We start from the raw sequence: 22,671 nt of genomic DNA, 5'->3' as shown, positions 1-22,671 counted from the left end.
CGCCGGGCCATGCCCGGCGCAAAACCTGCACGGTCAGCCGCGGCGCGGGTCCAGCGAGATCAGCCGGGTGGCATCCAGCAGCGCGGCGGGCAGGTGCATGCCGCCGGGTGCAGCCAGATAGCGCGGCCGCCACTGCGGGGCGAACTTCGACTTGAAGCGGCGCAGGCCGCTGAATCCATAGAAGCGTTCGCCATGCCGCGCCAGCAGTCCGGCCAGCCGGTTCCAGCGCCCGGCAAGGCGATGCTGGGCCAACCCGGACAGCGGCGCCATGCCCAGCGAGAAGCGGGCATAACCCTGCGCACGGCCCCACAGGAACAGCTCGATGAACAGGAAATCCATGGTGCCCTTCGGCGCCTCGTTGACGTGGCGCATCAGGTCCACCGACAGCTCGGCACCGGCGGGTGCCTGCCACAGGTTGGCGAAGGCCACGATCTCGCCTTCGGCCTCGACCAGCGCGATCGGGAAGCGCACCAGGTAGGCCGGGTCGAAGCTGCCCAGCGAAAAGCCCTTTTCATCGCCGGCCTTGTCTTCCAGCCAGGCGTTGGAAACGGCCTGCAGGCGCGGCAACAGGGCGGGGATCTCCTCCACCGGCGCTACCCGGAAACTGAGGCCGCCGCGCTTGCCGCGGTTCCAGGCCTGGCGCAGGTCCGCGCGCTCGCGCCCTTCCAGGCCGAAATCGTGCAGCGGCACCATCGCTTCTTCGCCCAGCTTGACCAGGCCCAGGCCCAGATCCAGGTAGGTCTGCCAGTAGGCTTCGCCGACCTGGTAGAACACCGGGCGCAGGCCCAGCCGGTCGGCTTCTTCGCGGAAACGCCAGATCAACGCGCGCGCTACCTCGGGCGGCCCGACCGGATCGCCCATGGCGATCAACGATCCGCCGTAGCGCTGCATCATCACGAAGCCCTGCTGCGCTTCGTCGCGCAGCACGGCCTTGTCGGCGGTCAGTACCAGGCAGGCCTGGGTATCGCTGGCGCCGGCCAGCACCGGTGCCAACGTCTGCAGGGTGGCATCGTCGGCCGCCGGCAGCGGCGTGCGCGTGCTGTGCAGCAGTCGGGCCAGGCCGAAAATCACCAGCGCGATCGCCACCACCAGCAGCGCACGCAGGGCGCGCGGGGCATTGCCGGACAGCGCGAACTGCCACCACAGCTCGTTCTGGTATTCCACGTGGCTGTAGGTGAAGAACAACAGCCAGGTAACGGCCACCAGCACCAGCCCCAGGTTGCGCAGCCAGGGCCAGGACCACGCCTCATCCAGCAGCGCGCCCTGGCGGTAGAACTCGCGGCGTGCGGCCCACAGGGCCATCGCCACCAGCAGCGCAGAGAGCGCGATCAGGGGTTGGCCACCGCGCAGCCAGATCGGCAACGGGGTGATCACGCAGATGGCCATGGCCAGTACCCAGGCGGCATGGCTGCGCCGGGCCAGGCCCTGGCCGATCAGCAGCAGGGCCACGCCAGTCAGGCTGCCGATCAGGTGCGAGGTTTCCAGGATCGGCAGCGAGGCGTTCAGCAGGTGCCGGCGTGGCGTGGGCAGGGTGCCATCGATCACCAGCGCCGCGCCCACGCTGAAGGCGGCCAGCGCGATGATCTGCGGCAGCCACGGGCGCAGGGCGTGCCAGCCGGCGCGGGTGGCACCGGCACTGGCCTGGAACGGTTGCCGCAACGCCGGCGCCAGGGCCAGCAGGGTGGCCAGCAGCAGCGGCAGCACGTAGTAGGTCACGCGGTAGATCAGCGCGGCGGCAAGCACGGCGGCCGGGGCCACCTGCGGCAGCAGCTTCAGCAGGCTCCATTCGAACACGCCCAGCCCGGCCGGCACCGTGGACACCAGCCCGGCCAGCACCGCCACCAGGTACAGGCCAACAAAGCCGGGCAACCCGGTGGGGGTGGAGTCGGGCAGCAGCACGTAGAAGGCGGCACTGGCCAGCACCAGTTCCACCACGCTGAGTGCGGTCACGCCCAGCATGGTGCGGCGGTCGGGCAGCCACAGGCCATGGCCGAAGATGTGGAAGGTACGGCCGTGGCGGCCGACCAGCAGCACGGTGAGCGCATATGCGGCCAATGCGGCGATGCCGACCACGCGTACCGCGGTCGGGTCCAGTGGCAGGGCCAGCGCCGCCGCGGCCGGTTCCATGCACAGGGCCAGGCCGATCAGCAGCCACGCACCGAACATGAAGCCCAGCGTGCTCATCAGCACCACCTGGCCGATCTGTGCCAGGTCCAGGCCGGCACTGCGGTAGCCGCGCAGGCGCACCGCGCCGCCGGTCAGCGCGGCAAAGCCGACGGTCTGGCCCAGCGTGTGGGCCAGGAAGGCGGTGATGCCGATCCGCGCCGGATGCACGCGGATGCCGCTGCGGCGCAGGCCGATGGCATCGAAGCCGATCAGGCAGGCATAGCTGGCCAGGCCCAGCAGCACCGTCAACGCGATCTGGCCCAGGCTGAGGTTCTGGAAGGCGTGGCGGATGGCGCGGTAGCCGTTCTCGTCGAATTCGTTGGCCAGCCCATGCAGGGCCAGGGCCAGGATCAACAGGGGGATGACGATGGTGGCGACGCGCTTCCAGGTGGACGCGGCGGAAGGTGTGGAATCGGTGGGGGCGGTCATCGGCGCAAGGGTGCGTCAGTGGGGGCGAGGGCGGTGTCAACGCAGCGTGGCGCATCGTGCGCCTGTCGCCGCCGTTTGACCAGCGTTGCACTGTGCGCAGGCTGGCCGGATGCAGTGGCCGCGCCGGGCACACACTTCGCACGCCGGGTGGGAGAGAATGCAGGTCTGTCCACCCGCAGGAGCCACGCCCATGATGGAGCGTTACGACGTCGGACCGCGTATGTCCGAAATGACCGTGCACAACAAGGTCGCCTACCTTTCCGGCCAGATTCCGGAAGACACCAGCCAGGACATCACCGGCCAGACCCGGCAGGTGCTGGCCGAGATCGACAAGCTGCTGGCGCTGGTGGCCAGTGACCGCCAGCACGTGCTGCGTGCGGAAGTGTTCCTGGCCGACATTGCCGATTTCGATGGCATGAACAAGGCGTGGGATGAGTGGGTGGTTGAAGGCGCAACCCCGGCCCGCGCCACGTTCGAGGCCAAGCTGGCGCACGCCGAGTGGAAGGTCGAGATCGTGATCACGGCGGCGGTGCCGTAACGGCAGACGACCAGCGAAAGGTGGGTAGAGTCGACTGTCAGTCGACTGCTCTGGTAGTCGACTGCTCTGGTAGTCGACCGTCGCGCGCAGCGCAGGATTTTCAATCCTGGGCGCGAGGAGCAGTCGACTGACAGTCGACTCTACCCCCACCGCCGGCGGCTACAGCGGCTGCAGATCGATGCAGTCCACCGGGCACGGCGGGATGCACAGCTCGCAGCCGGTGCACAGGTCGGCAATGACGGTGTGCATGTACTTGGCGCCGCCCACGATCGCATCGACCGGGCAGGCCTGGATGCATTTGGTGCAGCCGATGCAGTCCGCTTCCACGATCACTGCCACCTGCGGTGCCTTGTGCGCGCCGCGCGTGCGGTCGAACGGCAGCGCCGGAACGCCCAGCACCTGCGCCAGTGCGCGCGCCCCGGCATCGCCGCCGGGCGGGCAGCGGTCCACGCCGGCGTCGCCACGGGCCATCGCCTGCGCGTACGGGCGGCAGCCATCAAAGCCGCATTGGCCACATTGGGTCTGCGGCAGCAGGCGGTCCAGGCGTTCGGTCAGGGGCGGGATCAGGCTCATGCGTGGCGAAGGCTGCGCGTTGGTTATTTCAGGGGCTTGCCGCGATACCAGCGCTCGTGGGCGAGGGCCAGCATGGGGCGGTCTTCGTAGCTGTCGCCGTAGGCGTGGATGCGCACATAGCGTGACAGGTCGAAGCGGCGGCGGATGTGGTCGACCTTGCGCGGGCCACAGTCGCCATCGGCGTAGCGCCCGGTCAATCGACCGTCCTGGCTTTCCAGCCGGTTGCAGATCAACTGCAGGCCCCACTGTTCGCACCACGGCCGCAGGTACAGATCCAGCGAACCGGACACGACCACCACGGTGTGCTGTTGTTCCTTGTGCCAGCGGATCTGTTCCAGCATTTCCGGCCGCATCACCTCGGGCAGCACCTCGCGGGCGAAGCCGGCAGCCAGTGTGGCGATGTCATCGGCGTGGCGTTCGCTGAAGGTCAGCCGGGTCACGCGCGCGCGGATGCGTTCGGCGGAAATGATGCGCAGTCGGTAGGCCAGCAGCCACGGCCCCACCTTCCACCAGGCGCGTGCCAGTTGTTCGGGCGTGGCCACGCGGCGCACGAAGCGGCCATAGGTATCGCAGGTGGTGATGGTGTGGTCGAAATCGAACAGCGCCAGCTCCATCCTGCTCTCTCCCATGGCGGTGCCTTCCGTGGCGGTCTGCGGGTCGGGCGCGGTGTGGGCCGCGCCCGGGGTGCATCAGCGGACCGGCATGCCCGGCTGCGCGCCGCTGTCGGCGTCCAGCAACGCCAGCGCGCCACCGTCGAAACCGGCCGACAGGATCATGCCTTCGCTCAGGCCGAAGCGCATCTTGCGCGGGGCCAGGTTGGCGATGAACACCACGCTGCGGCCGACCAGCGTTTCCGGTTCGCCATAGCTGGCGCGGATGCCGGAGAAGATCTGGCGCTTGCCCAGGTCGCCGGCGTCCAGTTCGAAGCGCAGCAGCTTGTCCGAGCCTTCCACGAACTCGCACACCAGCACCTTGCCGATGCGCAGGTCGAGCTTGGCGAAATCGTCGATGCCGATGTAGGCCGGCGCGTCGGCGCTGTCTGCTTCGTCCTTGGCCGGGGCCGGGGCGGCCGGCTTGGCGGCAGCAGCGGCGGGGGCAGCAGCGGCGGCCGGCTGCAGGGTGTCCTTGGAGGCGTCGATCATGGCGTCAATCTTCTTCGGGTCGATACGGGTGAACAGCGGGGTGTATTCGGCAATGCGGTGGCCCAGCAGCGGCTGCGCCAGCGCGGTCCAGTCGTTGACCGGCGCGGCCAGGAAGGCTTCGGCCTGGGCCGCGGTGGTCGGCAGCACCGGCTTCAGTGCGGTCACCAGCACGCGGAACAGGTTCAGGCCCTGGCTGCAGACCGCCTGCAGCTGCGCATCGGCGCCTTCCTGCTTGGCGATCACCCAGGGCTTCACATCGTCGATGTAGCGGTTGGCTTCGTCGGCCAGGGCCATGGTCAGGCGGATGGCCGCAGCCGGGTCGTTGCGCTCATAGGCTTCGCGGATCGGCGCCAGGCCATCGACGAAACGCTGGTACTGCGCCGCGTCGGGCAGCTGCGCGGCCAGCAGGCCGTCGAAGCGCTTGCTGATGAAGCCGGCGCAGCGGCTGGCCAGGTTGACGAACTTGCCGACCAGATCGGCGTTCACGCGGGCAATGAAGTCGCCCAGGTTCAGGTCAAGATCGTCCACGCCGCCGCTGGTCTTGGCGGCGTAGTAGTAGCGCAGCGCTTCCGGTTCCAGGCCGGCGTCCAGGAAGGTACGCGCCATCACGAAGGTGCCGCGCGACTTGCTCATCTTGGCGCCGTCCACGGTCAGGTAACCGTTCACGTGCAGGCGGGTGGGCGCGCGGTGGCCGGTGCCATGCAGCACCGCCGGCCAGAACAGGCCGTGGAAATTGACGATGTCCTTGCCGATGAAGTGGTGCAGTTCGGTGCTGGTGCCGGCGCGCAGGTGCGCCTCGAAGTCTTCGCCCAGCTTGCCGCACAGGGTCTGGAAGCTGGACAGGTAGCCGATCGGGGCATCCAGCCAGACGTAGAAATACTTGCCCGACTGGCCGGGAATCTGGAAGCCGAAGTACGGCGCATCGCGCGAGATGTCCCACGCGCGCAGGCCGCCTTCGGCGTTCAGCCACTCACCCAGCTTGGCCTTCACGCCGGGCAGGGCGACATCGCCGGCCAGCCACTCGCGCAGGAACGCATCGAAGTGGCCGACCTCGAAGAAGAAGTGTTCCGAGTCGCGCATCTCCGGGGTGGCCCCGGAAATGACCGAACGCGGTTCCTTCAGGTCGGTGGGCGCGTAGGTGGCGCCGCAGACTTCGCAGTTGTCGCCGTACTGGTCGGCGCTGCCGCAGTTGGGGCAGATGCCTTTCACGTAGCGGTCGGGCAGGAACATGCCCTTGGCCGGGTCGTAGAACTGCGCCACCGAACGGCGGCTGATGTGGCCGGCCGCTTCCAGCTTCAGGTAGAACTGTTCGGTCAGCGCCTTGTTGGCCGCCGAGTTGGTCGAATCGTAGTGATCGAAGGCCACGCCGAAGGCGGCGAAGTCACGCTCGTGGCTGGCCTGGATGTTGGCGATGAAGGTTTCCGGGGTGACCCCGGCCTTTTCGGCGGCCAGCATGATCGGCGTGCCGTGGGTGTCGTCGGCGCAGACGAACCAGGCCTTGCCGCCGCTCATTCGCCGCGCGCGCACCCAGATGTCAGCCTGGATGTAGCCGACCAGATGGCCCAGGTGCAGCGGGCCGTTGGCGTAGGGCAGGGCGGTGGTGACGAGCGCGGTACGGGTCATGGTCGCGGGGTGCAGCCGAGGGGAACCGCAGATTATCGCATGCCCGCAACGTCGTGACCCGGCCGGGGCCGGGTCACGGGGTGCAGCGCGGGGCGGGGCGGCTTACTCGCGCACCCAGGTCTGCGCGCGGCAGATGAACGCGATGCAGCCGGACACGTCCAGCTTGCCGCCGCCGGGCTGCAGCTCGATCTTGGACTTGTAGGTCTTGCCGTTGGCCGGGTCCAGGATGGTGCCGCCGGACCACTTGCTGTGGCTGCCCTTGTCCTGCGACAGGTTCCACAGAATGGTCATGCCCTTCACCGGCTTGTTCTTGTTGGCGCCTTCGCAGCCGTCGCAGACCGGGTTCGGGCCCTTGTCCGAGTGCAGGATGTCGACCACCTTGCCAGACAGCGTGCCGTTGGCGGCCTGGGTGATCTCGACGATCGACTTCACCTTGCCGGTCTTGTCGTCGATGGTCTTCCAGCGGCCGGCGGCACTGTCGGCGGCCTGCGCCGAGAGCGCGGCCAGGCACAGCGGCAGTGCCAGCAGCAGGGTCTTGAAGGTCTTGCGCATGGTCCCCTCCCAGGGTTCATTCCGGCACGATGCCGGTACAGGGCGACTGTATACCCATTCGGCGGGGTATGGGGAAGAGGGGGCCTTGCAGGGCTGCGCCCTGCACCCGCAGAGGCCGAAGCCGAAGGGTAGGTGTCGACCTTGGTCGACACGGGGTCGGATCCCGTTGCGGCCTGCACCTGCCGAAGCAGAAGCACGAGCGGCATTCCGTGGCATGGCGGGGTACTGTGGGTTTGCGGGGACGGCGCAAGTACGTCCATGTAGCCTTGGTCGCCGCATCCATGCGGCTCACACCCCGCAAACCCACAGTGCCCCGCCTTCGACAGGTTCACGCGGCTGTGGGGCGTACGGGGTCGGATCCCGTTGCTGCGCAACGGGCTCTGACCCCATTGGGGATCGCATGCATGGGGTCAGAGCCCTTTCCTGTGGAAAGGGATCTGACCCCGGGTCAGATGGCTTCGTACAGTTCCAGCGGCAGGCCGTCGGGGTCGGCGAAGAAGGTGAAGCGGGCGCCGGTGTATTCGTCCACGCGGATCGGTTCGCACGCCACGCCGTGCTCAGCCAGGCGCTGGATGAACGGCTCCAGTGCGGCCACCCGGAACGCCAGGTGGCGCAGGCCCTGTGCTTCGGGCCGGCTGGGCCGCGGCGGCGGCGCGGGGAACGAGAACAGTTCCAGCTGCCCGCCGTCGGGCAGGGCCAGGTCCAGCTTCCACGAATCGCGCGCGGGGCGGTGGTTTTCCGCCAGCACGCGCAGGCCGAGTACGCGCACGTAGAAATCCTTCGAGCGCGCGTAGTCGCTGCAGATCAGCGCCACATGGTGGATGCCCAGCAATGCGGCGGCCTCGCTCATGGCGTGGCCGCTGCGGCGGGCTGGGCCATCCAGCGGTCCATCTTGCGGCCCAGGACATCCAGCGGCATCGAGCCGTCCTTCAGCAGTTCGGCATGGAAGCGGCGCAGGTCGAACGCGGCCCCCTGCTGCGCGCGGGCCTTGTCACGCAGGGCGACGATGGTGGTCAGGCCGGCCACGTTGGACAGCGCCTGGCCGGGCTGGGCCATGATCCGCTCCACTTCGGCGCTGGCATCGTCGGCGCTCATGTCTGCATTTTTCTGCAGGTAGCTGACCGCCTGCTGCTTGCTCCAGCCCTGCGCGTGCACGCCGGTGTCGGCCACCACGCGGGTGGCGCGCAACAGGCGCGAGTACAGGTAGCCAATGCGGTCGTAGGGGTCGTTGTAGGCGCCCAGGTCGTCGCCCAGGGTTTCCGCGTAGAGGCCCCAGCCTTCAATGAAGGCCACGTCGCCGCCCTGGCGGCGGAAGCGTGGCAGCTTGGCCAGTTCCTGCTGCAGGCCCAACTGCACGTGGTGGCCGGGAATGGCTTCGTGCAGGTACTGCACCGGCACGCTCCAGCGCTTGCGGCTGGGCAGGTCGCGGGTGTTCACGTACAGCACGCCGGGCTGCCCGGCCGGCGAAGGCTGGTAGGCGGCTGCGGCGGCAGCCAGTGCGCGTTCCGGATCGACCGGGCGGATCTCCAGCCCGGCCTTGGGCAGCGTGTCCAGCACCTGCGGCAGGCGCGTGGACACCTGCTGCTGCACCTGGCGGTAGCGGTTCAGCAGGTCGTCGGCGTTGACGTACTGGAACTGGCGATCGTTGCGCATGCTCTTCAGCAGCTTGGCCTGCGAACCGCGCAGCTTGTTGTCCTTCATCACCGCGGCGATCTGCGCCTGCAGCTCCTGCACGCGCTGTTCGCCCAGCGCATGCAGCTGCGCGGCGGTCTGGTCGCTGGCGGTGGTCTGCACGATCAGGTTGGCGTACCAGGCCTGGCCATCGGGCAGTGCGCCCAGGCCGCTGCTGGCGCGCGTGGCCGGCAGGTATTCGGTGGCAATGAAACCGCGCAGCGCACGGTAGGCCGGCATGATGCGCAGTTCGATCATGCGCTTGTACTCGGCGCTGATGCGCGCCTTGTCTTCGGCGGCAATGCTGTCGGGCATGGTGCGGATGGGCGACCAGAAGATGCTTTCCTCCGCGGTCGGCTTGATCACCGCATCCAGTTGCGGCAGCACCTTTTCCATCAGGTCACGCGGCTGCACCACGCCGGCCTTCATGCCCTGGCGCATGTTGTCGATGGCCTGATCGAAAAGCGGCGGAATGCCCAGTGACCGGCGCGACCAGGTGTCGTAGTCCTGCGCGGTATTGAAGGGCTGGGCACCGGCACCGGCGCCCAGGATCGCCATGATGCTGCCGATGTTGTAGTACTGGCTGATCGGCATCATCCAGCTGGGGTAGCGTTCGGCATCCAGCGTGGCGCGCGCATCGCGCACGAAGATCTGGTAGCTGAGCAGGTCCTGGCCCTGCAGGCCTTCACTGCCGACTTTTTCCACCTTGCCCAGCCATTCCACGGTGAAATCGTGCGATTGCTGGCGCCAGGCGGCGGACAGGATGTTGGGCAGCTGGTCGTTGTAGCGGGTTTCGCCCTGGAAGGTGGCCTGCAGCGGGTTCAACCGCATCGAGGCATCCCAGTATTCGTCGTACAGGCGCTCCAGCTGCACCGCGCGCGGCACGGCACGGGCCGGGGCGGTGGGGCGCGGCGCGGCGCGGCGTGGGGCGGCGCGCGGCTTGGCCTTGGGTTTGGCGGCCTGGCGGCTCTGCGCGGCGGCGGGGCGGCTGGCCTTTTTCTTCGCTGCTTCGGCCGAGGGCACGGCACTGAACAGGAACAACGCAGCGATGGCGGCGGCCAGGACGCGGGGGGAATACGGCATCAGGAGCTTCCGTGGAACACAGACCGTGGAGCTTGCACGATCCGCGCGCGTACGGCCAGCGTGAAGCCGCAGTCAGCTTGCCGGCGCTGGGGCTTCAGTCAGCCGCGGCGGCAGCGCGCAGATCGGCCGCGCGCTGTGGCCCCAAATAGCGGGTGATGGCGCGGCGCATCAGGTACAGCAGGGGGATGAGGGCGATCGCAAAGCCCATCTTGTACACATAGTTGACGCTGCTGACCGCCAGGAACAGCGACGTGGGCCACTGCTGCGGGCCCAGCACGAAGGCGATCCAGATCACCACGAAGCTGTCCACCAGCTGCGACACGGCAGTCGAACCGGTGGCGCGCAGCCACACGTGGCGCTCGCCGGTGGCCTGGCGGATGCGGTGGAACACGGCCACGTCGATCAACTGGCCGACCAGGAAGGCCACCAGCGAACCGCCGATGGTCCACATGCCCTGGCCGAATACGGCGGCAAAGGCCGCCTGGTAATCCGGCACGCCATGCGCATCCATCGAGGTGATCCACCAGCTGGCCGGGGCCAGCGAGATGGCGGCAAAGGCGAACAGGAAACCGTAGGCGATCAGCACCACCGCCAGCCACGAGATGAAGCGCACGCCGCGCTTGCCGAAGAACTCGTTGATGGTGTCGGTCATGATGAACACCACCGGCCACAGCAGCGTGCCGGCGGTGAAGCTGAGCGAACCGGTCTGGCCGAACAGGTTCCAGTTCAGCGGGTTGATGCCCAGAGTGTCTTCCAGCGCGAAGATCTTCACCCCGATCAGTTCGGCCAGCACGGCGTTGCCGCAGAAGAACGTGGCCAGCACGATGAACAGCAGGACCGCGCGGTCCTGCAGCGGCCGTGCATGCGGCGTGGCGTGCGCCGGCTCGCTCACTCGGCGCGTTCGCCGGCGCGGGTGAAGGGCACGCTGGCCGGGGCCACGGCACCGCCGGAGATGATGAAGCTCATGGCCTGGTCCACGGTCCAGTCGGTCGGGGTCAGCAGTTCCACCGGCACGATTTCCAGATAGCCCGAGGTGGGGTTGGGCGTGGTCGGCACGTACACCGCGGCCAGTTCACGGTCGCTGCCCTGTTCCTTGATGACCCGGGTGACCAGACCCACCGATTTCATGTCCCGGTGCGGGAAGTCGATCAGCACTACGCGCTGGGTGCTGCCCGGTTCGGTCTGCAGCATGTCCAGCAGCTTCTTGGCACTGTCGTAGATGATGCTGGCCAGCGGAATGCGCTTGATGACCGCACCTACCCAGCGCAGCAGGCGCTGGCCGACCACGCGGCGGCTGGCCACGCCCACGGCCAGGATCACCAGCAGGGTCGCCAGCAGGGCGATGGTGTTCTGGATCCACTCCGCGCGCACCCAGCCCAGGTAGTGCGGGAAGTTGGTGGCGATCTGTTCGGACAACGGCACCACCAGCGGACTGGAAATGCCCGACAGCAGCACGAACACGAACTTCACCACGACCCAGGTCAGCCAGATCGGCAACAGGGTCAGCAGGCCGGTCAGGAACAGGCGCTGCAGGGAGGGGCGGGGAACCAGGGCGGGGGCTTCGAGCGACATGCGCGCATTGTAGCGGTCGCGGGCTGTCGATTACGCTGCCCGCTCACGATGGCGGGCTGCAGGGCAGGGATGCTGTGTTGAGGATTCTGCGCGGAATCGGTTGGAGCGTGCTGGCCCTGGTGGGGCTGCTGGTGGTGGCATGGCTGGTGGCGCGGTTCTGGCCGCTGTCGGCCGCGCAGCGCGAGCAGGTGCGCCTGCTGGAAGACGTGCAGCCCCTGCCTGGGCGCAACGGTTTTGCCCTGCTGTGGACCCTGCCGTTCGACGGCCTGGATGCGGCGCAGCGCGAGCAGGCCCTGTTGAAGGATGTGCAGCGGTGGCGGGACGGGCCGGTGCAGGGCATGACCGACTCCCTGCTGGAAGGCACCCAGCCGCAGGTCACGGCGCAGGTGGGAGTCACCTGTGGGTCCCGTGAGCCGGATTGCCTGGCGCGCGTGCGCGCCGATCCGCAGCGCTTCATCGACGGCCATGTCGGCCATGCCGGCCTGCATGCACGGCAGCAACAGCTGGCCGACTTCGATCGTTTCGATTCCCCGTTCCAGGGGCTGGGTGACCCGCTGATGATGCCGGTGCCGCGCTATCAGCTGCTGATGGAGGGAAACAGCGCACATGCGCTGGCCTTCGTGCAGGGCGATACGGCGGCAGCGCTGGCCGGCAGTTGCCGTTCCCTGCAGCTGGGCCGACGCCTGATGCGCGGCGGTGGCACCTTGTTGGACAGCATGATCGGCGCCGCGAGCGTGCAGGTGAACGCGCAGTTGCTGGCCGACATGCTGGCGGAACTGCCGGCCGACCACGTGCTGCCAGCGGTCTGCGAAACGGCGCTGCAGCCGCTGGCGAGCGACGAACAGAGCCTGTGCCGTGCAATGCAGGGCGAGTTCGCACTGAACGAGCGGGCCATCGATGCCTCGCTGCGGCAGGGCGCCACGGTGCTGATGCTGGACCGCAGCCAGACCCGCGCGCGCATCGCGCAGAACTTCGCCTGGGCCTGCGGTGCTGCTGCCGAACGCAGGCTGGCCGAGGATGCGCCGGCGCAGCGCAGCTGGGAACAGCCGTGGGACGTCCGCTGCGTGGCCAACTGGATCGGCTGCACGCTGGCCAGCATCAGTGGCCCGGCATACCAGGATTACGCCGCGCGCAGCCAGGACAGCGCGGCGCTGGTGCGCCTGCTGGGCGCGCAGCGGTGGCTGCGGCAGCAGCCCGATGCCCCGGCGCAGGCACTGGCACGCCTGCCCGCACAATGGCGCTCGCCCAGCCGGGTACCGACGCTGTCGGCCGATGGCCGCCACCTGCAGGTGCCGCGCCGCCAGCAGGACGCCACGGGCGAACTGACGACGATGCTGTCGGTGCCACTGTAGCTGCCGGCGCGGCGGGTCAGCCGCCGCGTGCCTGCGGTTTCAGGCGCACATAGACCTGCTTGCGCACGCGTGCGACTACTTCGCCCGATGCATCGACCACATCGTTGCTGAACCAGCGCAGCACCTTTTCGCCACCGGCGGCCTCGGTGCGCAGTTCGTCCAGCACCGCATCATCGATGTGGAAGGTGGTGCGCACCGTGCCGCGGCCGGGCTTGAGGAATTCGATGGCACCGGCGCGATCCCACACGTAGTAGTCGCGCCCCAGCGTATGCAGCAGGCCCAACATCCAGAACGGGTCGGTCATGGCAAACAGGCTGCCGCCGAAGTGGGTGCCCACGTAGTTGCGGTTCCACGGCCGCATGCGCAGCTCGACGTCGATCTGCCGGTAGTCGGCCGTGATGCGGGTGACATGGATGCCGGTGAACAGGAACGGCGGCCACAGATTGATGCCGAGACGGAACGTACTGGCTTTCATGCGGGTGCGGGGCAGGAGGCGATGCCCTGAGTCTAACCATTCGCCACCGTATGTTGAACCCCGGGGCTTGCCGGGTCGCGCGGGATGATCGTTCACAGCGCGTGCTCCCAGCTGCCGCGCGCCGCCACGGGCCTGGCATCTGCCCCTGCCTTGGTAGCGTCGAGCTTGCTCGACGGCTTTGCATTTGATCCCGCCTTGGTAGCGTCGAGCTTGCTCGACGGCTTTGCATTTGATCCTGCTCTGGTAGCGTCGAGCTTGCTCGACGGCTCTGCATTCCCTGTCGGGAAAAGACAGTCGAGCAAGCTCGACGCTACCAAAGCGGCCAGCGACACCATGCATGGGGATATTCCCCCAACCGTTGCGCCAATCCTGCTCGTACGGGATTGGCCATCACATACAGGGCCTGCCGGCGTACATCGCGCTCGTCCCGAATCCAATGATCGTAATAGCCGCGCTGCCACACCGTCGCATGACCGCCCAGCGCAGTGTTGATGGCAATGGCCGACTGTGATTTCAACGCCTGCACGCATCGCCCCAGTGAGCCCTCGCGCAGTTGCATGACCCAATGGAAGTGGTCGGGCATGACCACCCAGGCACAGGAGCGTGTCAGCCCCTGCTGGTCGCTGTAGCGGAAGGCGTCTTCCAGTAGGGCCGCGCGCGCAGGGACGCGGAACAGGCAGCGGCGATCAGCCGTCACGCTGGTGATGACGTAGAAGTGACCGATGGCGGAGTGGCGGTGTTGCAGGAGTGCTCGGCTGGGCATGCCCCAGAATGCTTGGCGCCGGGGGGCATTGCTGTCAGGCAGCTCTGATTTTTTCGTCCGTAGACTCGAGCTTGCTCGACTGTTTCTTGCCGACATCGCGCGAAGGGCAGTCGAGCAAGCTCGACTCTACGGGGGGGGCGCGAAGGGCAGTCGAGCAAGCTCGACTCTACGGGGGGGCGCGAAGAGCAGTCGAGCAAGCTCGACTCTACGGGGCGGCGGAGGGTAGCGGCGTCATGCGCGAACCCGTCGGGCGGGGCCGGGGTTACGCGCCGTCCATGGCGTAGCCGTCGCGGCCGTTGGCCTTGGCGCGGTACAGGGCGGTGTCGGCGCCTTCCACGAAATGGTGCGGCTGCATCTGGCTGTCGGGTACGCGCGTGTAGACGCCGATGGTGAGCGTGATGCGGCTGTCATCCCCTGCAGCAGGGGCGGGCAGGGCGCGTACGTCGGCAATCAGATCTTCGATCACCTGGCGCGCGCCGCTGGTTGGCGTGTCCGGCAGCACCATCGCAAATTCGTCGCCGCCGTAACGGGCGGCCATGTCGCGCGGGCGTCGCGCATGGGCGGCGATCAACGCGGCCACGTCGCGCAGTACGCGATCGCCCAGCTGGTGGCCGTGGCGGTCGTTGTGCCGCTTGAAATGATCCACGTCGATCAGCACCAGACTCAGTGGCTTGCCGCTGCGCCGTGCGGCGTCGCATTCCTGTTGAAGCGATTGTTCGAAGCGCAGGCGGTTGCCCAGCCCGGTCAATGCGTCGCGGTTGGCCTGGCGGTGCCAGGCGGAGATGCGCCAGACCGCCCAAACCAGCAGCACCATCAGAATGCCGAACGTGGCCGCGGCCGGTGCCCACCACAGGCTGGCCGTGCGCAGCAGCATCCAGCTGGTGGCCAGGCCCATCGGCAGTGAGCACAGCGCGGCCAGCCACGGCAGGCGCAGGCCCAGCAGCAGCACGCACACCGCGGCCAGAAGACCGGCCAGCAGGTCCTGCGCCAGCGGCGGAACCACCTGGATCTGTTTTCCCTGCAGCAGCATCGAGGCGATGTTGGCCTGGTACTCGCTGCCGCTCATCCAGTATTCGCGGGTGGTGGGGGTCAGCAGCCGCGGGGCGATGCCGCTGGCGGTCATGCCCACCACGATGCGGCGGTCGCGCAGCAGGGCGGCATCCACCTGGCCGTCCAGCACATCGGCATAGGACACCTGCGGCAACTGTTCCGGCGGACCGGCGTAGCGCACCCGCACGTAGTCATCGCGGCGCCACTGGTAGGGCGATTCCAGCGCCGGATCGGGGTCGGGCAGCCCGCGCGCGGCCTGTACCGGCAGGTCGGCCAGGGCCAGCCCCAGTGCCGGCCAATGCGGCTGGCCGATGCCCGCATGCAGGTACACGCCGCGGGCCACGCCGTCGCCATCCACTTCCACATCGCTGTGGCCCAGCGCCGCGGCGCTGTCGGCAATCAGGGGTATGGGCAGCAGTTCTTCGGCCATGCGGTCACCGGCGGCGGGCGCAGCCAGTACCGGCAGCACCACGCGACCATTGCGGCGGATGGCCGCGGCCAGCTCGGCATCCTGGCGGCTGTCGCGGCGGTCGGGCTCGGTCAGCAGCAGGTCCAGCGCAACGCGTTCGGCACCGGCATCGGTCAGGCGGTCCAGCAGGCGTGCGTGCACCGAACGCGGCCACGGCCACTGGCCGATACGCGCCAGGCTGTCTTCGTCGATGGCCACCACCAGCACGCTGGGGTCGGGCCGGTAGGTCCAGTTGCCGACCATCAGGTCGTAGGCCGCTTCATCCTGCCGCCAGAGCCACTGCCCGTGGCTGGCCACGGCGGTGGCCACGAAGGCCAGCACGGCCAGCACCACCCGCCGCGACCAGGGCAGCGGCGAGCGCCTCACAGCAGCAACCAGAGCAGGGCGGCCCCGCCGCCGGCGCCGTAGCACAGCCGGCACGGCAGGCTGACCTGCTGGGCGGGCGAGAACGGGCCGGCGTGGCCATCGTCATCGATGTACTGCACGCGCACATGCAGGGTGCCGTGCCAAGGGCGCTTGAAACTCACCTGGGGCTGCTCGACGGTCTGGTCCAGCCATGGTGCCTCGAACGCCCCGTTGCGGGAAACCTGCACGCGGTAAGTCTGGCCTTCGCTGCCGGGCTGCCAGCGCAGGGTCAGCTCGCCGCCGGCAGCTTCCGGCGGCTGCAGGGCCGGGTCCACGGGCAGGTCGGTCAACTGCAGGGGCAGCGCGTCGCCGTAAGGGCCTTGTCGGCCCTGTCCGTCGCGGGACGCCACGCGCCAGAAATACGGGCCCGGCGGCAATGGCTGGCGCAGGCGCAGATCGGTGCCGTTGGTGGTCTGCTCCTGCAAGGGGGACAGGAACTGCGCATCGCTGGCAATCTGCAGCACGCTGGTCTGCGCGCCGGGGGCGCGGCTCCAGCGGAAGCGGGGGCGGTCGGTATTGATCGTCTGGCCGTGCAGCGGCGCGACCGTCAGCGGCGGTGGCGGCTGGTCGTCCAGGCGGAAATCGAGGCTGGCGTCGACGCCTTCCACGCCCTGGGCATCCACGGCGCGCAGCAGCAGGCGGTGTTCGCCGGGGGGAAGGTCGGCGATCGTCAGCCGGGTATCGGCCGTGGTCGTTGCGAACAGCAGGATCTCCGCCGTGGCCGCCTGCACCACTTCAACGCGGTAGTGATCGGCACCGGCCACCGCCTGCCACTGCACCTGCAGGGGCAGGCCGGGGCGCTGCAACGTGTCCGGCGCCAATGCAGGCGGCGGCAGCAGGGCCGACGCGGCCGCCGGCGCCGCATCGGCCCGGGCCGCCACACTGGCCTGGCCCGGGTGCACCAGCTGCTGGCCCTGCCGGTTGCCGACCTGGACCTTGCCCTGCAGCACTTCGGTGGCGGCCGGGTGGCCGTCTTCGCCTGCGCTTACCCGGAATACGGTGCCGCGCACGCTGCTGGTCGCGGTGGGGGCATCGATGATGTAGCGCGACGCCGGGCCGCGCGCCGGGGTGACGCGATTGCTGGCGCGGCCCTGCTGCAGGCGCATGCGGGTATCGACCATGCCGGTACGGCCGTAGCGGCTGAGCTGGTCCAGGCGCAGGCGCGAGTGTTCGCGCAGCTGCAGGCGCGAGGCGTCGGCAAATTCCAGGGTCAGGCTGGCATCGGCACCGGTCTGCACCACATCGCCGATGTGCAGCTGCTCACCGGCCTGCAGTGACCGGCTGGCCGCACCGTTGCCGGCGGCCAACTGCACCGGGCCACGCACGGCCAGCACGCGTGCCGGCGCCGGTTCCACCCGCAGCCAGCTGATCGGGAAGCGCAGCGGTTGCCCCGGGGGCAGGCGGTAGGGGTTGTCGATGCGGTTGTGCTGCTGCAACTGCTGCCAGGGCACGCTGGGCTTCAGGTACAGGCCGCCCAGGTCCCACAGGGTGTCGCCCGGGCGCACCCGGTAGGTCCAGTCCTGCGCGGCTGCAGTGACCGGCAGCAGGCTGGCGGCGGCAAGCAGCGCGGCGAACACGCGCACAACAACAGACGAGATCCCAACGGTCACGGCATGCAGTCCCGGCAATGCGGGGGCCAGCGTGCAGACCCCATGGCCCTGACTTATTCCCCCCGGAATGGATGCCGGCTGCTCAAAAGTGCGGCCGGCATCACATTATTGCCCGGTGTGTGCCGGGAATCCTGAACGAAAACAGCGCGATCAGAACAGCAGCGAGGCCATCTTGCGGCGGTAACGGCCCACCAGGTCTTCATCGGCGATGACATTGAAGGCATCGATCAACGTGCGGCGCGGCAGGTTGTCGTCATAGCTGCGGTCGATGCGCAGCATTTCCAGGAACTGTTCCAGCGCGGCTTCGTCGTGGCCGCCCAGCAGCAGCTGCACGCCGCGCAGGTGGCGCGCCTGCAGGTCCTTGCCGTCGGCGGCAATGCGCGCGTCCAGTGCATCGGCGGCCGGTGCGTCTTTCAGTGCCGTGGCAAAGGCCAGGCGGGCACGGCCACGCACGGCGCGGTCATCGGTGGCCAGGTTGGCCGGCAGGGCGTCGATCAGCTTCCCCGCTTCGTCCACCCCACCGATCTGCAACAGGGCCAGCGCCAGGTCCAGCTTCAACTCGTCCTTGTCCGGTTCGGCGGCGATCTGCGCGCGCAGCACGTCCACCTGGCCCTGCGGATCCAGCGGCGCTTCTTCTTCGGCGCCGGTATCGCCAACGTCGGCCGGCACGATGCCGTGCTGGGCCAGGAATTCGCGCAGCTGCCCTTCCGGAATCGCGCCCGGGAAGCCGTCCACCAGCTGGCCACCCTTGACCAGGAACACGGTGGGCACCGAACGGATCTGGAAGGCGGCCGCGATCTGCTGTTCGGCATCCACGTCGACCTTGGCCAGTTCGAAGGCGCCGTTGTACTCGGCGGCCAGCTTTTCCAGCATCGGGCCCAGGGTCTTGCACGGGCCGCACCAGGTGGCCCAGAAGTCGACCAGCACCGGCGTCTGCAGCGACTTCTGCAGGACTTCGGCCTCGAAGGTCGCGGTCGTGGCGTCGAATACGTAGGTCGTCTCGGTCATGGGGGCACATCGTTTCGGCAACAGGAGACCGATTCTATGGTGTCGATTGCTGTCGGTCTCAACCCTGCCGTCACGCCCTGGCTTGGCGCACTGCGCGCAGGCCGCGACAATGTCCGGATTCTTCTGCCGTGTGGGTGTGCACCATGTCGTGGGTCCGGATCGATCGTTGGCTGGGGCTGTGCGCCGCCGTGCTGTTCATGGCCGCGGTGGTCGGCTTCGGCGCCAGTCTGGGCGGTTACGCGCAGGGCGTGCACCCGGTGGCCCTGCTCGGCGCGCAGGGGGTGCCACATGCGCTGGCGTTCAACCTGCTGGGCTTCGTGCTGCCGGGCATGCTGGCGATGGTCGTGGCCGAGCGCCTGCGCCGGCGACTGCCGGCCACCGAAGGCTGGGCGGGTCGGGTGGGCAGCCAGATGCTGCTGCTGGCTGGCCTGGCGTTCGCGGCCATGGGCGTGCTGCCGTTGGACCTGGACGATCTGCATGGGGGCGCCAGCCAGTTGCATGCCAGCGCCTGGATGGTCTGGGTGCTGGGTTTCGTGGCCGGCACGCTGATGCTGGGGGGCAGCCAGATGCGCGGCGCCGGTTCCCGCGCGCCGGGCGTGTTCGCGCTGGCCGCCGGCGTGGCCGCTGCGCTGGCCGCTTTCGGCCTGCAGGGCCTGCTGCCGGCACCGCTGGCACAGCGCCTGGCGTTCGCCTGCTGGGCGGTCTGGCTGGCGCTGGCGCTGCCCTTGTCGCGGGGGCGCTGAGACTGCCCACGATGGGCGGGATTGGAGACGTTTGCCGCACTGCGGTACGCTGTACCGCTTTGCCGCCGCATCCGCGTGTTCCATGACCAGCGCTGAACCCATCGCCTACGACCCGCAGCAGGTTGAATCCGCCGCCCAGCAGTACTGGGACGCCACCCGTGCCTTCGAGGTCAGCGAGACCTCGGACAAGCCGAAGTACTACTGCCTGTCGATGCTTCCGTACCCGTCCGGTGCGCTGCACATGGGCCACGTGCGCAACTACACCATTGGCGACGTCATCAGCCGCTACAAGCGCATGACCGGCCACAACGTGCTGCAGCCCATGGGCTGGGACGCATTCGGCCTGCCGGCGGAAAACGCGGCCATCAAGAACAAGACCGCGCCGGCGGCGTGGACCTACAAGAACATCGACCACATGCGCAGCCAGCTGAAATCGCTGGGCTATGCCATCGACTGGTCGCGCGAATTCGCCACCTGCCGCCCGGACTACTACGTCCACGAGCAGCGCATGTTCACCCGCCTGATGCGCAAGGGCCTGGCCTACCGCCGCAACTCGGTGGTGAACTGGGACCCGGTGGACCAGACCGTGCTGGCCAACGAGCAGGTGATCGACGGCCGCGGCTGGCGTTCCGGCGCGCTGGTGGAAAAGCGCGAGATTCCGCAGTGGTTCCTGCGCATCACCGATTACGCCCAGGAACTGCTGGACGGCCTGGATGAGCTGGACGGCTGGCCGGAATCGGTCAAGACCATGCAGCGCAACTGGATCGGCCGTTCCGAGGGGCTGGAGATCCAGTTCGACGTGCGCGACGTGGACGGCAGCGTGCTGGACCCGCTGCGCGTGTTCACCACCCGTCCGGACACCGTGATGGGCGTGACCTTCGTGTCGATCGCCGCCGAACACCCGCTGGCCCTGCACGCCGCCAAGGGCAACCCGGCGCTGGCCGCGCTGCTGGCCGAGCTGAAGCAGGGCGGCGTGACCGAAGCCGAACTGGAAACCCAGGAAAAGCGCGGCATGGATACCGGCCTGCGCGCGATCCATCCGGTCACCGGCGAACAGGTGCCGGTGTGGGTGGCCAACTTCGTGCTGATGGGCTACGGCACCGGCGCGGTGATGGCCGTTCCCGGCCACGACCAGCGCGACAATGAAGTGGCCAACAAGTACGGCCTGCCGATCGTCCAGGTGATCGCGCTGAAAGATGCGCGCAACGACGACGAGCGCAACTGGGATGGCGCCCGCTGGCAGGACTGGTACAGCGACAAGAGCCGTCAGACCGAACTGGTCAATTCGGCTGAATTCGATGGCCTGGATTTCCAGGGCGCTTTCGAGGCGCTGGCCGAACGTTTCGAGCGCAAGGCCCAGGGCCAGCGCCGCGTCAACTACCGCCTGCGCGATTGGGGCGTGAGCCGCCAGCGTTACTGGGGCTGCCCGATTCCGGTGATCTACTGCGACAAGTGTGGCGCGGTGCCGGTGCCGGAAGAACAGTTGCCGGTGGTGCTGCCGGAAGACGTGGCGTTCTCCGGTACCGGGTCGCCGATCAAGACCGACCCGGAATGGCGCAAGACCGCCTGCCCGGACTGCGGCGGCGCGGCCGAGCGCGAAACCGACACCTTCGATACCTTCATGGAATCGAGCTGGTACTACGCCCGCTACACCTCGCCGGGTGCGCGTGACGCGGTGGACAAGCGCGGCAACTACTGGCTGCCGGTGGACCAGTACATCGGTGGCATCGAGCACGCGATCCTGCACCTGATGTATTTCCGCTTCTACCACAAGCTGCTGCGTGACGCGCGCATGGTCGACAGCAACGAACCGGCACGCAACCTGCTGTGCCAGGGCATGGTGATCGCCGAAACCTATTACCGCCCGAATCCGGACGGTTCGAAGGACTGGATCAACCCGGCCGACGTGGACGTGCAGCGCGACGAGCGCGGTCGCATCACCGGCGCCACCCTGGTGGCCGATGGCCAGCCGGTGGTGGTGGGCGGCACCGAGAAGATGTCCAAGTCGAAGAACAACGGCGTGGACCCGCAGGCGATGGTCGGCAAGTACGGCGCCGACACCGTGCGCCTGTTCTCGATGTTCGCCGCACCGCCGGAACAGTCGCTGGAGTGGAACGAGGCCGGCGTGGACGGCATGGCCCGCTTCCTGCGCCGCCTGTGGACCCAGGTGCACAAGCACGCCGAAGAAGGCGTTGCGCCGGCACTGGACGTGGCCGCACTGGATGCCAGCCAGAAGGCGCTGCGCCGCAAGACCCACGAAACCATCGGCAAGGTGGGTGACGACTACGGTCGCCGCCACAGCTTCAACACCGCCATCGCGGCGGTGATGGAACTGATGAACGCGCTGGCCAAGTTCGACGATGCCAGCGCGCAGGGCCGCGCGGTGCGGCAGGAAGCCCTGCAGGCCGTGGTGCTGCTGCTGAACCCGATCACCCCGCATGCCAGCCACGCCCTGTGGCAGGTGCTGGGCCATGGCGAAACGCTGCTGGAAGACCAGGTCTTCCCGCAGGCCGACAGCAGTGCGCTGGTGCGCGATGCGGTCACCCTGGCGGTGCAGGTGAACGGCAAGCTGCGCGGCACCATCGAGGTCGCCGCCGATGCCGCGCGCGACCATATCGAAGCGCTGGCCCAGGCCGAGCCGAACGCGGCCAAGTTCATGGAGGGCCTGACGGTGCGCAAGATCATCATCGTGCCCGGCAAGATCGTGAACATCGTCGCTGCCTGATGTCCCCGGCACCGGCCGCCTGCGTGGCGGCCGGTGCCTGTTCGCCACACCGGCGGCAGCGGCCTGTGGCCCTGCGTTCACGCGTGATCGGGCACGCTGTCTGTTGCCGTGATCGCCCGGCTCCGCCAGACTGTTCCCATGACCCGAATCCTGCTTGCCCTCGTCCTTGTCCTCGGCCTCGCTGGCTGCGGTTTCCACCTGCGCAACAAGCTGATGCTGCCGACCGATACGGCGCCAGTACAGGTGGTGTCCACCGCGCCCTACAGCGAACTGGTCAAGCTGCTCAACCGCAGTCTGCTGGCGTCCGGCGCCAGGCTGGCCGATGACGAAAGCACCGGGCCGAACACCCAGTTGCAGGTGCTGTCCGAGCGCTGGGGCGATCTGCCCATTGCCATCGATGCGCAGGGCCGTGCCCAGGAATACAGCCTGCGCTACGCGGTCATCTTCATCTTCCGCCGCGAAGACGGCAGTGAGCTGGTGCCGCAGCAGGTGATCGAGCTGTCGCGCGATTATGTGTCGCCGCCGACCGACGCCACCGGTACCACCACCGAACGCGAAATCCTGGCCGACGAACTGCGCCGGGAAATGTCCGCCTCGATCATCCGCCGCATCGACAGCGTGGTGCGTGCCGAACTGGAGCGGGGCGGCAGCCTGGCGGCGCCGAAGCCGGCCGCGGCCGACGGCGTGCAGCCCACGCCGGCACCGCCGGTCGAGCGCTGAGC

19 protein-coding genes are annotated in these 22,671 nt (G+C 68.5%); 5 read left to right on the top strand and 14 right to left on the bottom strand.

Annotated elements, in window-relative coordinates; all coding sequences use genetic code 11:
• Nucleotides 1-33: 33 nt before the first annotated feature.
• Entirely contained in the window at nucleotides 34-2,595 is a 2,562-nt protein-coding gene (gene mprF / locus AC06FA_RS18405) for a bifunctional lysylphosphatidylglycerol flippase/synthetase MprF (protein ID WP_478069543.1), read from the bottom strand.
• Between the two features lie 190 nt (nucleotides 2,596-2,785).
• Here mprF and AC06FA_RS18400 point away from each other — a divergent pair, with 190 nt between their 5' ends.
• Complete coding sequence (locus AC06FA_RS18400) at nucleotides 2,786-3,133, top strand: RidA family protein (RefSeq protein ID WP_108750666.1); 348 nt, start codon at nucleotides 2,786-2,788, stop codon at nucleotides 3,131-3,133.
• A 159-nt stretch (nucleotides 3,134-3,292) separates the two neighbouring features.
• Here AC06FA_RS18400 and rnfB read toward each other — a convergent pair whose 3' ends face one another.
• From rnfB to AC06FA_RS18360, 8 genes are all read right to left on the bottom strand, one after another.
• Nucleotides 3,293-3,706, bottom strand: a complete 414-nt coding sequence (gene rnfB / locus AC06FA_RS18395) for an Rnf electron transport complex subunit RnfB (protein ID WP_478069542.1) — start codon at nucleotides 3,704-3,706, stop codon at nucleotides 3,293-3,295.
• Nucleotides 3,707-3,729: 23 nt separating this feature from the next.
• Entirely contained in the window at nucleotides 3,730-4,320 is a 591-nt protein-coding gene (locus tag AC06FA_RS18390; protein ID WP_108750664.1) for an HAD family hydrolase, read from the bottom strand.
• 75 nt (nucleotides 4,321-4,395) lie between these two features.
• On the bottom strand, nucleotides 4,396-6,471 hold the full coding sequence (gene metG, locus AC06FA_RS18385) for a methionine--tRNA ligase (RefSeq protein WP_478069541.1): 2,076 nt from the start codon (nucleotides 6,469-6,471) through the stop codon (nucleotides 4,396-4,398).
• Nucleotides 6,472-6,573: 102 nt separating this feature from the next.
• Nucleotides 6,574-7,023, bottom strand: a complete 450-nt coding sequence (locus AC06FA_RS18380) for a DUF2147 domain-containing protein (protein WP_108750662.1) — start codon at nucleotides 7,021-7,023, stop codon at nucleotides 6,574-6,576.
• A gap of 448 nt (nucleotides 7,024-7,471) precedes the next feature.
• Nucleotides 7,472-7,873 carry an SMU1112c/YaeR family gloxylase I-like metalloprotein gene (gene gloA2, locus AC06FA_RS18375; RefSeq protein WP_478069540.1) on the bottom strand — a complete coding sequence of 134 codons (402 nt, stop codon included), beginning with the start codon at nucleotides 7,871-7,873 and terminating at the stop codon, nucleotides 7,472-7,474.
• Entirely contained in the window at nucleotides 7,870-9,777 is a 1,908-nt protein-coding gene (locus AC06FA_RS18370; protein WP_478069539.1) for a DUF885 domain-containing protein, read from the bottom strand. Before AC06FA_RS18370 ends, gloA2 begins: the two co-directional genes overlap by 4 nt.
• Before the next feature lie 94 nt (nucleotides 9,778-9,871).
• The gene (locus tag AC06FA_RS18365) at nucleotides 9,872-10,669 is read right to left on the bottom strand and encodes a queuosine precursor transporter (protein WP_478069538.1); all 798 of its coding nucleotides are present in this window, start codon (nucleotides 10,667-10,669) and stop codon (nucleotides 9,872-9,874) included.
• The gene (locus AC06FA_RS18360) at nucleotides 10,666-11,349 is read right to left on the bottom strand and encodes a DUF502 domain-containing protein (protein WP_108750658.1); all 684 of its coding nucleotides are present in this window, start codon (nucleotides 11,347-11,349) and stop codon (nucleotides 10,666-10,668) included. The genes AC06FA_RS18365 and AC06FA_RS18360 overlap by 4 nt, the downstream gene beginning before the upstream one ends.
• Before the next feature lie 74 nt (nucleotides 11,350-11,423).
• Between AC06FA_RS18360 and AC06FA_RS18355 the strand changes: the two genes are divergently transcribed.
• Nucleotides 11,424-12,701, top strand: a complete 1,278-nt coding sequence (locus tag AC06FA_RS18355) for a hypothetical protein (RefSeq protein ID WP_478069537.1) — start codon at nucleotides 11,424-11,426, stop codon at nucleotides 12,699-12,701.
• 16 nt (nucleotides 12,702-12,717) lie between these two features.
• Here AC06FA_RS18355 and AC06FA_RS18350 read toward each other — a convergent pair whose 3' ends face one another.
• The 5 genes from AC06FA_RS18350 to trxA all read right to left on the bottom strand — a co-directional run bounded on the left by AC06FA_RS18350 (nucleotide 12,718) and on the right by trxA (nucleotide 18,481).
• A complete protein-coding gene (locus AC06FA_RS18350) occupies nucleotides 12,718-13,176 on the bottom strand; it encodes a DUF4442 domain-containing protein (protein ID WP_478069536.1) in 459 nt (152 codons plus the stop codon).
• A 310-nt stretch (nucleotides 13,177-13,486) separates the two neighbouring features.
• A complete protein-coding gene (locus tag AC06FA_RS18345; RefSeq protein WP_478069535.1) occupies nucleotides 13,487-13,939 on the bottom strand; it encodes an REP-associated tyrosine transposase in 453 nt (150 codons plus the stop codon).
• Between the two features lie 262 nt (nucleotides 13,940-14,201).
• Nucleotides 14,202-15,824, bottom strand: coding sequence for a CHASE2 domain-containing protein (locus AC06FA_RS18340; RefSeq protein ID WP_478069534.1), 1,623 nt, complete (start codon nucleotides 15,822-15,824; stop codon nucleotides 14,202-14,204).
• Nucleotides 15,821-17,473, bottom strand: a complete 1,653-nt coding sequence (locus tag AC06FA_RS18335; protein ID WP_478069533.1) for a FecR family protein — start codon at nucleotides 17,471-17,473, stop codon at nucleotides 15,821-15,823. The genes AC06FA_RS18340 and AC06FA_RS18335 overlap by 4 nt, the downstream gene beginning before the upstream one ends.
• Nucleotides 17,474-17,623: 150 nt before the next feature.
• On the bottom strand, nucleotides 17,624-18,481 hold the full coding sequence (gene trxA / locus AC06FA_RS18330; RefSeq protein ID WP_478069532.1) for a thioredoxin: 858 nt from the start codon (nucleotides 18,479-18,481) through the stop codon (nucleotides 17,624-17,626).
• Nucleotides 18,482-18,624: 143 nt separating this feature from the next.
• On the opposite strand from trxA, the gene AC06FA_RS18325 reads away from it, so the two are divergent.
• From AC06FA_RS18325 to AC06FA_RS18315, 3 genes are all read left to right on the top strand, one after another.
• Nucleotides 18,625-19,224: a DUF998 domain-containing protein gene (locus AC06FA_RS18325; RefSeq protein WP_478069531.1), complete on the top strand. Its 600-nt coding sequence runs from the start codon at nucleotides 18,625-18,627 to the stop codon at nucleotides 19,222-19,224.
• 82 nt (nucleotides 19,225-19,306) lie between these two features.
• The gene (gene leuS, locus AC06FA_RS18320) at nucleotides 19,307-21,949 is read left to right on the top strand and encodes a leucine--tRNA ligase (RefSeq protein ID WP_478069530.1); all 2,643 of its coding nucleotides are present in this window, start codon (nucleotides 19,307-19,309) and stop codon (nucleotides 21,947-21,949) included.
• Nucleotides 21,950-22,087: 138 nt separating this feature from the next.
• On the top strand, nucleotides 22,088-22,669 hold the full coding sequence (locus AC06FA_RS18315; protein ID WP_478069529.1) for an LPS-assembly lipoprotein LptE: 582 nt from the start codon (nucleotides 22,088-22,090) through the stop codon (nucleotides 22,667-22,669).
• Nucleotides 22,670-22,671: the final 2 nt, after the last annotated feature.

The sequence above is a fragment of the Stenotrophomonas sp. Steno-C17 genome (assembly GCF_056393165.1).
This window is presented reverse-complemented; position numbering and strand designations above follow the sequence as displayed.

Excerpts from the sequence above, each read along its gene's own strand:
- mprF (WP_478069543.1), bottom strand. The coding sequence starts at position 2,595 with ATGACCGCCCCCACCGATTCCACACCTTCCGCCGCGTCCACCTGGAAG.
- AC06FA_RS18400 (WP_108750666.1), top strand. The coding sequence starts at position 2,786 with ATGATGGAGCGTTACGACGTCGGACCGCGTATGTCCGAAATGACCGTG.
- rnfB (WP_478069542.1), bottom strand. The coding sequence starts at position 3,706 with ATGAGCCTGATCCCGCCCCTGACCGAACGCCTGGACCGCCTGCTGCCG.
- AC06FA_RS18390 (WP_108750664.1), bottom strand. The coding sequence starts at position 4,320 with ATGGAGCTGGCGCTGTTCGATTTCGACCACACCATCACCACCTGCGAT.
- metG (WP_478069541.1), bottom strand. The coding sequence starts at position 6,471 with ATGACCCGTACCGCGCTCGTCACCACCGCCCTGCCCTACGCCAACGGC.
- AC06FA_RS18380 (WP_108750662.1), bottom strand. The coding sequence starts at position 7,023 with ATGCGCAAGACCTTCAAGACCCTGCTGCTGGCACTGCCGCTGTGCCTG.
- gloA2 (WP_478069540.1), bottom strand. The coding sequence starts at position 7,873 with ATGAGCGAGGCCGCCGCATTGCTGGGCATCCACCATGTGGCGCTGATC.
- AC06FA_RS18370 (WP_478069539.1), bottom strand. The coding sequence starts at position 9,777 with ATGCCGTATTCCCCCCGCGTCCTGGCCGCCGCCATCGCTGCGTTGTTC.
- AC06FA_RS18360 (WP_108750658.1), bottom strand. The coding sequence starts at position 11,349 with ATGTCGCTCGAAGCCCCCGCCCTGGTTCCCCGCCCCTCCCTGCAGCGC.
- AC06FA_RS18350 (WP_478069536.1), bottom strand. The coding sequence starts at position 13,176 with ATGAAAGCCAGTACGTTCCGTCTCGGCATCAATCTGTGGCCGCCGTTC.
- AC06FA_RS18345 (WP_478069535.1), bottom strand. The coding sequence starts at position 13,939 with ATGCCCAGCCGAGCACTCCTGCAACACCGCCACTCCGCCATCGGTCAC.
- trxA (WP_478069532.1), bottom strand. The coding sequence starts at position 18,481 with ATGACCGAGACGACCTACGTATTCGACGCCACGACCGCGACCTTCGAG.
- AC06FA_RS18325 (WP_478069531.1), top strand. The coding sequence starts at position 18,625 with ATGTCGTGGGTCCGGATCGATCGTTGGCTGGGGCTGTGCGCCGCCGTG.
- leuS (WP_478069530.1), top strand. The coding sequence starts at position 19,307 with ATGACCAGCGCTGAACCCATCGCCTACGACCCGCAGCAGGTTGAATCC.
- AC06FA_RS18315 (WP_478069529.1), top strand. The coding sequence starts at position 22,088 with ATGACCCGAATCCTGCTTGCCCTCGTCCTTGTCCTCGGCCTCGCTGGC.